Below are 9,970 nucleotides of genomic sequence, written 5' to 3'. Positions count from 1 at the left end.
TCCTAGCCCTGAAAACAAGAGCTATTGTCCACACTCGGGTGATCACCTTCGATAACCGAAAAGTGTCGATAGCGGCGGCCCAGGCAGAATGGCCTGATGGCGTTTTCACAGGGGTTATGCCGACTCCCCGATTAGTCGGCATAACTGGGTTCATGCCGCTAGCGGCATGACAGGGGTTGTTCGAGATTGGCCAGTTGCCGTTCTCGATGTAGCGGACCAGCTTTGTCCATTGCCCCCGCAGGTAGTTCAACGCCTTGCCCAGCAAGCTGCCAGGTACGACATTGGGCTGATGCTGCAGCATCAGCCGGTGGAGGACGTCGAGCACGCGCGCACTGTATCGTCGTCGCAGCCGCTGTCGTCGTTCGGCTTTCCATGTCTGGCTGCGCGCCTCGGCGGCGAACAGCCTGCCGATGAGTTTGATGAAACGCGTAGCCAGCAGCCGCCGGTACAAAGCCCCTCCTCGCATGTGTCCAGCATGCGAGATGGATGAGGTGATGGCGTTGCGCGATGCCGTCGTAAGGGGCGTAGCCGTCGGTCATCAGTACGGCGCCTTCGCGAATGCCGGCGAACAGCTTGTCGGCCAGCTTGCCGCCGCGACCAGGCGTATAGGTGAACACGCGCACGGGCGTATCCGAGTCGGTCATCTGCGCCCAAGGTAGCTCTTCGTCTGCGGCAGACGGCCTTCTTCCTTCAGAACCTGGAAGGTTGTCTCGTCGCAGTAGACCAGTTCGGCATCGAGCCGCATCGCGCATCAGGTTGATCACGGGCTGCGTCGCGAGGCCAACGCGGACCATGTTCGCAACCAGCGTGTTCGATGAGATATCGCCACCGAAGCAGACCTGCCTGCCGGTACAGCGGCATGCCGAACTGGTACTTGCCGGTGGCAACCCACGCGAGTGCCGATTCGCTCAGCGGCCCTCGCGCGATGATGCGAGGCGGCGCCGGCGTGACCCTGATGCCCAGGTCACAGCACGGGCACGCATACTTGACGCGCTGATGCTGGATGACCCGAATCTGCTCCGGAATCACGTTCAGTTGCTCGCTGATCTCCACGCCGATCTCGACAAGCGCATGGCCGTCGTTGGCGCAGAACCGTTCGGCCTCAGGCAGTTCGTGACGGTGGATGTCGCGCGCAAGGCCGGGATCGAGCGGCCTGCAGCCACGTTTGTTGCGCGTGTGCGCGGTGACCTTCGTTGCGGGCGTGTCTTCCTGCGCGGGTGTCGCGTTTGCCCCGAGCACTTCGGCTTCGTTGAACAGGCCGAGCTGGTCGGAATCGCGCGCCTCGCTCTTCGCACCGAACAGTTCGCGCCGGTACGCGCGCAGTCGTTCCTCGGCAAGGTCGCGCTCGGCCGTCACCAGGCGCAACGTGCTGCGCAACTCGTCACGCTCACGCTGAAGCGCGTCATGCTGCTCGCGCATCGCGAGCAGCGCCTTCAGTTCGTCGGCATCGATGGTGACGTTGATCGGCATGCTGCTTTGACTGGCATGCTGATCGTGCGTTCAGCTCACACGCAGATAGGGCGCAGGCACCTCACCCTGCATCGCGACCGGCACGCTGTCGCGCATCTGCGCCCCGCCCTAGGAATCCAGGACGAGAGCACTCTTCGCCAGAGGTCATCACGGCAATCAAGAACCTCTACATTGTTTCAAGTGCCGCCGCGCAGTTCGGCGGATACTGATTGGAGGTTCGAGAGGCCCAATGGCGCGCCCTGGCTCAAGGAACCGGAATGGCGAAAGTGATCCCAGATCAACAGGCAACGACACGTGACACGGACGTGATTGCGGCATTCCCCCACTTGGCGAAAATGTGTGAGGACATCCTTCAACTCTATGCGATGCGTCAGCCCTGCCCAGCCGCCATATGGCGTGAAGTGGGCAGACCTGGGAGTGAGGCTTACGAGTGCATTGACCTGTTCGCCATCCGTCAACCTGCAGCGGGTGCTTGCCCCCCGCCATCCGCGCCGGTGCTCCGACATTCGAACAAAACAGGATCACGCGCGATCAGTCAGACTGACCCGGTCAGAAGTTCGTCGTCGCGAGCGTATCCGATCCTCAAGCGTATCGAAACTTCGTGCATCAGGAATATGGGCGTCAGGGACCAGTTGACCTCGCAAACCGGTCTCTCGACACCCGGCAGTTCGAAGGACCGCTGAGGGTCGATCGGAGCCTTTCATTGTGAGACCGGTGCGGCCAGTTGAAGACCTCCGACATCTCCACCAAAATGACGACAATGTTCCCCAAAAACGCGATTGCCCGTAGTGCTCGTAGTCAGGGACTCGGCTAAATCTGAAGGAAAACATGAGACGATGGTTCCTCGCCGTGCTCGCGGCCACCTGTTTCGTGCCTTGTGTTCGTGCGCAAAGCAACGAATCCGACTCGCTCGTCACGCCCTCGGGCGAACTGCAATTCGTGCGCGTCGACCGCGATTTCGCCGGGATGCTCGACAAGGAAATTTTCGATCGCTTCAGCGCTAACGCGCTCATGCATTTCGACGACGTCGGTGACGCAAATCACACCGTCACGCGAGCGCTTGTGCAGACCGATTCCGGCCCGGTGCTCTACGACTTTCGCCATCATCCGCCACTTGTGCAGCGCTCGGGTAAGCGAATAACGGTCAAGCGCGTGTTCTGGCGAGACGATGAAGTCGTGATGCAAAGCTCGCAGGGCTGGTTCCGATTCAAAAGCGGCGTGTTGATGAAGCTGCAGTCGTCTACGACGATTTACCATTGAATACGCGCGCCCTCCGAACATACGCTCGCCAGCGACGACACACACCAGCTCGGCACGCAGCGCTGTCGAAAGATGCCGGCATTGTCGACAATCATGCCGAGGTGCTGTGCGGTTGTCGTCGTGATTGCGGTTGCCATGCCGGCCCGGGCCGATGCGGAGGCCGAACGCACAGGTTCCCAACTGACCGATGACGCCATCGTCAGCACATGGCGTGCCTTGCGCGCCGTCGATTGCTCCCGCTGCCATGGCAAGGACTATGGGGGGGCTGGCGGCACCCTCGATTGTTGAGTACGCGCGTACTCAGAGCCGTGAGATGTTTGATCGGATGGTCCTTGACGGCGAGCCGTCACGCGGAATGCCTGCCTATCGCGACAACCCCTCGATCGCTGAGCGCATCGACGATATCTACCGGTATTTTCTCGGCCGTGCCGACGGCACTATCCCCGCCGACCCGCGGCCTGCGCAGCGTTAGTCAAAAGTGGAGCGGCTTGCGTCTCCCGCATCCGGCAGACTCCGGTCCTTCCTCCGCACGCTAAGGTGGCCATTCAACCGCCGGCTCCGCACTGCCCACTCGATGAGGTGTCCTGCCTGTAGAGGGCATCTCAACAGGCTTTCCTATTTGCACCATGTATGGACGACTCCCTGTTGTCAAGCAGTCTCAGTTTTCTGGCATCAGGTCGAGGTTGCAGCCATGTATCCGGGCTCAGTTGGCAGCACTCGCTGCAGGCCCACGATGGATATCCGCGAATGGGTACCCCATCAGAACCTCGGGCTTGTTTGCCCATGGTGCAAAGCGGGTTTGGCCCACCACGGTCCGACCGTTCTGTCATCGAATTGAAGTCTGCTCAAGCAACCTCTGGAAAGTGAACGCTGTTTTGCTGCCAATTGCGAGGCCTGTCAACCCGTCACGCTGGATCGCGTAGGCACATGGTTTGCCTGAAAGGCCTGATTTCGTATCAGCATGGCCCACGCCGTCCGTGCATTCTTTGCCGCGAGCGCCACAGCAGCGATATTTTTGTGCCGGCGCCGACACAGTTTCATCAGCCAGGAATCAGCCATCTCGGACTTGCTGGCTGCCATACGAATAACCGCGCGGGCGCCGTGAATCAGAAGTGTTCGTAATGCCGTATCACCGCGCTTGCTGATGCCCAGCAGATGTGGGGTACCGCCCGAGGAATGCTGACGCGGCACCAAGCCCAGCCATGCAGCAAGTTCACGGCCGCTGCGAAAAGCTCGGGCGTTGCCGATCGAGGCTGCCAGGGCCGAAGCGGTCAGCGGCCCGATCCCGGGTATTGTTTCGAGAAGTTGACCGGGCGCATCCGTGTGAACCGCCCCGGAAATGTAGGAGACTTCGGATCTTGGCTGTAACGGGAGATTTGAAGCATGGAAAGCGAAGGCAAGACAAGGAAGCCCACCGGCACGCGATATTCGGACGAGGTCCGTGAGCGAGCGATCCGGATGGTGTTTGAGCACCAACACGAGTATCAAACGCAGGGGGCGGCGATCCGCTCGATCGCCTCGAAGATGGGGATGTCACGCGAGACGCTTCGCAACTGGATCGTTCAGGCTGAGCGCGACCGTGGCCAACGACCTGGCGCGACAACTTCGGAGCTGGCGCGTTTGAAGGAACTGGAGCGCGAGAATCGTGAACTGCGCACGGCCAACGAGATCCTGCGTAAGGCCTCCGCATATTTCGCGCAGGCGGAGCTCGACCGCCGATCGAAGCCATGATCGCGTTCATCGACGAGCATCGCGACGTCTACGGTATCGAGCCGATCTGCCGCCTGCTGCCGATCGCGCCGTCGACGTATTACCGGCACGCCGGGCGGCGCAGCGATCCGGAGCAATGGCCAGCACGAGCGCGTCGCGACGCTGAACTGAAGGCCCTCATCCGGGCGGTCTGGGAGGAGAACTTTGGCGTCTATGGTGTGCGAAAGGTCTGGCGCCAGTTGTTGCGAGATGGCGTGAACGTCGCGCGCTGCACGGTTGCGCGCCTGATGAAGGTGATGGGCCTCGAAGGTGTGCGGCGTGGGCGCCGGATCAAGACGACGCAGCGCGACGATGCGGTGCCGTGCCCGCTGGACCGGGTCAAACGTCAATTCCGGGCCGAGCAACCTAACGCGCTGTGGGTCGCGGATTTCACCTATTGTTGGACATGGTCGGGCTTTGTCTACGTGGCCTTCGTGACCGATGTGTTTGCGCGCCGTATCGTCGGTTGGCGCGTGTCGGCATCGATGAGAACTGACTTCGTGCTGGACGCGCTGAACCAGGCGTTACACGATCGTCAGCCGCCGCCCGGACTCATTCATCATAGCGATCACGGGTCTCAATATCTCAGCATTCGGTACACCGAACGTTTGGTGGACGTTGGCGTTGAGCCATCAGTCGGAACTGTCGGTGACTCCTACGACAACGCTCTGGCCGAAACGATCAACGGCTTGTATAAGGCCGAAGTTGTGCATCGGCGTTCATGGCGTACGCTCCAAGACGTCGAGCTCGCCACGCTCGAATGGGTTCACTGGTATAACCATCATCGGTTGCTCGGCCCGCTCGGGTACATGTCGCCGGCGGAGGCAGAGGAAGCTTACAATCGGAATCTGGCGCGCTCCGCTCGCGCGGCGTAGCGCCAAACTCGGCAGTCTCCGACAAAGCCGGGGCGGTTCAGTGCGATGGATTGCGCGGATACGACCTTCGAGCTCAGCCACCTTGCTGCCAAGTTCGCGCAAGTGCTCGACGAGCATCTGGATTAACGCCCGGAACGGCTCAGAATGTTCACCGTCCCGGATGGAAAGAGCCGCCATGGCCCGTTGGCCAAGCAGCCGGATACCTTGTGGCAGCACGATACCGAACTCGCCGAGAAGCCCGCGGATCTGGTTGGCCAGTGCTGTGCGTGACTTGACCAGACCGGCACGTGCGCGATGCAGCGACAGCACTGTCTGTTGCGCCTGCGTCTTGACCGGTACAAATCGCATGTTCGGTCGCGTTATCGCCTCGCAAATCGCTTCGGCGTCGGCCGCGTCGGTCTTGTTACTCTTTACGTAAGGCCGGACGAACTGCGGGGCGATCAGTCGAACGGTGTGTCCGAGCTTTGCGAGCTCGCGGCCCCAGTAGTGCGACGAGGCGCATGCTTCCATGCCGATTACGCACGGTTGCAGCGTGGCGAAATACCGAAGTACGTCCGCGCGTCTGAGCTGTTTGCGTACAACGATTTGGCCATGCGAATCCACTGCGTGAAGCTGCAGCACGCTCTTGGCCAGGTCCAGTCCAACAGTCGCTATGTTCATGATGAACGCTCCTTTGCCGTGGAGGTCACGACTTCTCCACTTTGGCATAAACCCCTCGCTGGGTGGCGGGAGTCGTCCATCACATCAGAACCGCAAACAGAGGCGGCCTCGTGTTGAAAGCGGGAATGCAGGTGCCCCGCGAAACTGATGACGGCGCATGGAAAGCGGTGGCCTTGACAGAGGGGCTTCCGGCGCTGCACTGCCTACGTGCAACGGCCCGACAACACCACCCTGAACAGCCAGCCCCGCTTCCATCGCTTACTGACGAGTGATTATGGCGTAACCGAGCATCCCAACGTGCAGGTGTTGTTCGAGTACTGCGCCGCTTTTATGCCCCAGTTCTTACCGATGATGGTACGGCTAGGAATGTTAGCGCCTTTGAAACCCTGTGCGTTGCTCTTGCCCGACACCGTGTTGTTACGCACGATATTAGTGGAGTAGTCAGCGTTCCCTGCAACACCTCCCGTCAGCATCACCGACGACGACATGAGGGGTGCGCCATAGCCATATACAGCGTTGATCGTGTTGTACTCGATTACGTTGTGGCCGGTCGCCTGGCTGGTGTTGTCGTTCTCGATGCCTACTGCGCAGTCGGTCACCGTGTTGTGTCCGATGTAGCCATTGGTGTGAGCAACCAGCACCGGACCATAGTAGCCGCAGCTTGAAAACGTGTTGTAGATGATCTGGTCGCCGCTACCGCCATTGGGCGAGCCGTAGGTCTGGAACATTGACTGGCCGAAGAACTGCTTGAAGCTGTTGCCTGCCAGGAAGAAGTTGCTGACAGGACCCTTCGTTTCAACCGGAATATCCCAATGCCGCGTGTCGTTGTCGTAGTACTGCGGAGCCACAGTATTTGCGCCCACGAAGTTGCACTCGACGATACTGTCATTCGTATAGGCATTCGTACCGTTGCCGATCAGGAACATATTGTAGTTGTAGCCCGTGTTCCGCTTGAGGATGGTCCCCTGGCACTGAATGTGACGGTTGCTTGCTCGCACATTGACCGTGCCGTTGATCACACACGTGCCGGCAGGAACCAACACGTCGCCCGCATTGACCGCCTTCTGGAACGCAGCCGTGTCATCCGTTATGCCATTGCACTTGGCCCCGTAAGTAATCGGGCTAACCGGATTGACCAGTGCGGGTGGCGTGTATCTGGTAGACGCAGCCGCTGCAACCGTGGCGGTGGTTGACTTGACATAGCACGCTTTCACATAACCGACCGCAGGATCGGCCATCGCGCTATTGTCACATGGCACGCTGCCGCTATAGGTGCCGTTCACTGCATACATTGCCGAAGGAGAACTCGGAGGCCATGCACCATAGAGCACGCTTTGCGTGCCGGAGAAAGTGCAGGTGCCATGCTCGTCCGCACACTTTGTCCACGTCACGCCGTTGACGGTAACGGTAGCCGGATTGCTCGCTGCATGGCCGGTTGAAACAAATGCAAGCGAGAGAAGAGAAAATAAGAAGTACTTAATGTGTCTCATTCCATTGTTCCCAAAGTTAGATATGAACTTACTTATAGTGGTGACAGGATGAATCTGGGGAATGCGTGACCATGTTCATCGCTGATGAAGCGATGTTTTAAAATCGGTCGGAAGATGCCGTCAGATATGGGCGTGCGGACGCCTCTGGTTGTCAGATTGCCAGATCTGTTGAGTTGCAACAGTTAGCACAAACTATTAGTACTACAAATTAAAATTAGTGCAAACACCCCATCAGCAAGGCCCATTAGTTAGCAAAACCTTGGATTGCACCACCGGAATGCAATACAGGACAGTGAGACGCTCCCGTATGCTTCGACTGCGAAACGTATCGATCGACCTCCATCAAGCGTCGATGATCCGCCTGCCACGCGTGCGGCAAAAAGCCGACGATAAGATTACGCACGCCGGCGGCCTGAACGCGTAATGCGTCGGAAGATTTACGCCAGACAACCGGCCACTGCAAATAAGGCAATCGACTTCCAAAGTCAGCCATTGATTTAGGCCTGCTGAGGGTCAGATTGGATTTACTTCTTTCAACATTTCATGCTCGCCGCCACGGGACTGCAAAAACCGTTAGTTCCCACCCACGTTGTCGAGCCACATACATAGATCATGCCGCAATAATTGCGGCACTCTTCTGACACTACGGTATAATTTGCGGCCATCCTGCAGTTGTGATTATATGCATTTTCCCCCTTGTAACGCAGGTTGAAATCCTGCGGATAAGCACTAACCCGAACCACATCGGGTCATCTAGCCAAGAATCGCCTATCTGATCTACGAAATTAAGGCGCCCGTCCGTGGATTAACGTTAAATTAGCGAAATGTTTTTTAACAACACCGGGTTGTGGCTTGACAACTTTATAATGACGTGGAAAGTAGGTTGGAAAAGTGCGCCGACGATATCAGTTTCTCCCTCCATCCCTCCACATTGTGACAATCTGACAAGAGATGCGAGTTTTCGCTGCGCTTTTTTGCGATATGAAATACAGATTGGAGCAAGGTCGATAAGCAAGGTATTTGCTTATATTGAGGTCGTCGAATTGATTAGCAGTGGACCGATGGACCCGACTCGCGCACGTCAAATGTCCATTGGCAGTCGTGTGCATGACTTCGATCCGCGCCCAAGAAGATCCAGGCGTACTAGAGGGTCTCGAATCGCAGCATCGGTTGCGTGCGTCACTTGATCGCCGCATCGAGTTCGATGGCTACATCATGCTCAGCTTCCCAAATTTCAGGAATGGTCGTCGGGCGAATGTTCCTTGTCGACAACCCTTTTCGACGTTTCGGATTCGGCGCGACACCCCGTAATCGCCGGCGCATCGCGCTCGGACGCGAGCGCTGACGAGCAAACGTCGCAACAGCGCCGCTGACGATGGGATACTCGACGGTACGGAACGCGAGACCCTTTTACGACGAAACAGCCGAATGGACGGGTGTCGTGAACTCAAAGATAGCGCCGCTGAGTACATCTGCGCGGGCCCACAATCGACCGCCATTTGCTTCGATGATTGCACGGCAGATCGATAGACCCATCCCCAAACCGGTAGTCTTTGTCGTATAGAACGGCTCAAAGAGGTACTCGATATGCCCGGGTTCAAGCGGTTCCGGAACGAGGCCCTACCCTCTATGGCATCGAACTGACGCATCGCATTCGCAAAGGCCACTTTCGCTCTCACGAGAGAGCACCTCAAAGATATCACTTCGCCCTCGATCTGGATGGCGCTTCTTTCAGCTCGTTGAGGTCTCGGAAAAATCCGCGATTTCTCGCCTGCCACCCAATTTGCACCACGTATGGACGACTCCCTGTTGTCAAGCAGTCTCCGTTTTCTGAACTTGGGTCGAGGTTGCAGCCATGTATCCGGGCTCGATTCACACAGCACTCACTGCCGGGCCACGATGAATATCCGCGAATGGGGTACCCCATCACAGCCTCGGGCCTGGTTGCCCGTGGTGCAAAGCGGGTTTGGCCCACCACGGTCCGTTCTGTCATCGAATGAAGTCTGCTCAAGCAACCTCTGGAAGGTACGCGCATCTTTGCCGCGAGCGGCGGCAATGTTTTTGTGTCGGCGTCGACACAGTTTCATCAGCCAGGAATCAGCCATCTCGGGCTTGAGGGCTGCCATGCGGATAACCGCGTGGGCACTGCGTGAATCAGAAGGTTTCGTAAAGCCGTATCGCCGCGCTTGCTGATACCCAGCAAGCGCGCAGTGCCACCCGAGGAATGCTGGCGTGGGACCAGACCCAGTCATGCAGCGAGTTCCCTGCCGCTGCGAAAGGCGTGGGCGTTGCCAATGGAGGCTGCCAGGGCCGATGCCGTCAGCGCCCCGATTCCGGGTATTGTTTCCAGAAGGGAGGCTGGCCGATCTGGCTTTGACGATGACACTTAAGACCAACAGCAGCAGACCGGCGACCTATCGGCGAGGACGAGCTGTATGAGAGTGGAGCGAGGGCCTCGCTCAAGCT

The 9,970-nt window shown here is 58.4% G+C and carries 6 protein-coding genes, 4 pseudogenes and 1 other annotated feature; of the genes and pseudogenes, 3 read left to right on the top strand and 7 right to left on the bottom strand.

What is annotated here, in order from left to right; translation table 11 throughout:
* Both SB822_RS50685 and SB822_RS50680 read right to left on the bottom strand, forming a co-directional pair.
* Positions 1–794 (bottom strand): annotated as a pseudogene (locus SB822_RS50685) (IS66 family transposase); the annotation flags it as partial.
* A complete protein-coding gene (locus tag SB822_RS50680) occupies positions 691–1,470 on the bottom strand; it encodes an IS66 family transposase zinc-finger binding domain-containing protein (RefSeq protein ID WP_244144692.1) in 780 nt (259 codons plus the stop codon). The gene SB822_RS50680 and the pseudogene SB822_RS50685, both read right to left, overlap by 104 nt.
* Positions 1,471–2,298: 828 nt before the next feature.
* On the opposite strand from SB822_RS50680, the gene SB822_RS50675 reads away from it, so the two are divergent.
* Together SB822_RS50675 and SB822_RS50670 are read left to right on the top strand one after the other, a co-directional pair.
* The gene (locus tag SB822_RS50675) at positions 2,299–2,730 is read left to right on the top strand and encodes a hypothetical protein (RefSeq protein WP_090838623.1); all 432 of its coding nucleotides are present in this window, start codon (positions 2,299–2,301) and stop codon (positions 2,728–2,730) included.
* A 313-nt stretch (positions 2,731–3,043) separates the two neighbouring features.
* On the top strand, positions 3,044–3,202 hold the full coding sequence (locus tag SB822_RS50670) for a hypothetical protein (RefSeq protein WP_410858313.1): 159 nt from the start codon (positions 3,044–3,046) through the stop codon (positions 3,200–3,202).
* Between the two features lie 425 nt (positions 3,203–3,627).
* Here SB822_RS50670 and SB822_RS50665 read toward each other — a convergent pair.
* Positions 3,628–4,056 (bottom strand): annotated as a pseudogene (locus SB822_RS50665) (IS110 family transposase); the annotation flags it as partial.
* A 57-nt stretch (positions 4,057–4,113) separates the two neighbouring features.
* On the opposite strand from SB822_RS50665, the gene SB822_RS50660 reads away from it, so the two are divergent.
* Positions 4,114–5,354 (top strand): IS3 family transposase gene (locus SB822_RS50660; protein WP_410858312.1). Its coding sequence is split into 2 segments (ribosomal slippage): positions 4,114–4,420 and positions 4,420–5,354, totalling 1,242 coding nucleotides; the frame shifts between segments, so codons are not numbered across the junction.
* Positions 4,416–4,532 (top strand) — a sequence feature (AL1L pseudoknot). Its footprint overlaps the gene before it by 117 nt.
* A 66-nt stretch (positions 5,355–5,420) precedes the next feature.
* Here the strand turns inward: SB822_RS50660 and SB822_RS50655 are convergent.
* The 4 genes and pseudogenes from SB822_RS50655 to SB822_RS50640 all read right to left on the bottom strand — a co-directional run.
* Positions 5,421–6,014 (bottom strand): annotated as a pseudogene (locus SB822_RS50655) (IS110 family transposase); the annotation flags it as partial.
* 272 nt (positions 6,015–6,286) lie between these two features.
* The gene (locus tag SB822_RS50650) at positions 6,287–7,504 is read right to left on the bottom strand and encodes a hypothetical protein (RefSeq protein ID WP_143055816.1); all 1,218 of its coding nucleotides are present in this window, start codon (positions 7,502–7,504) and stop codon (positions 6,287–6,289) included.
* A 1,410-nt stretch (positions 7,505–8,914) separates the two neighbouring features.
* Positions 8,915–9,091: an ATP-binding protein gene (locus SB822_RS50645; RefSeq protein WP_090838634.1), complete on the bottom strand. Its 177-nt coding sequence runs from the start codon at positions 9,089–9,091 to the stop codon at positions 8,915–8,917.
* A gap of 422 nt (positions 9,092–9,513) precedes the next feature.
* Positions 9,514–9,872, bottom strand: a pseudogene (locus tag SB822_RS50640) (transposase); the annotation flags it as partial.
* Positions 9,873–9,970 lie beyond the last annotated feature (98 nt).

It is taken from the genome of Paraburkholderia sp. SIMBA_054, from assembly GCF_046534875.1.
GTDB lineage: Bacteria > Pseudomonadota > Gammaproteobacteria > Burkholderiales > Burkholderiaceae > Paraburkholderia > Paraburkholderia hospita.
The sequence above is the reverse complement of the archived record's forward strand: the minus strand, read 5'-3'. Positions and strand labels throughout refer to the sequence as shown.

Coding starts and splice junctions, on each gene's coding strand:
- SB822_RS50680 (WP_244144692.1), bottom strand. CDS start 1,470: ATGCCGATCAACGTCACCATCGATGCCGACGAACTGAAGGCGCTGCTC.
- SB822_RS50675 (WP_090838623.1), top strand. CDS start 2,299: ATGAGACGATGGTTCCTCGCCGTGCTCGCGGCCACCTGTTTCGTGCCT.
- SB822_RS50670 (WP_410858313.1), top strand. CDS start 3,044: ATGTTTGATCGGATGGTCCTTGACGGCGAGCCGTCACGCGGAATGCCT.
- SB822_RS50650 (WP_143055816.1), bottom strand. CDS start 7,504: ATGAGACACATTAAGTACTTCTTATTTTCTCTTCTCTCGCTTGCATTT.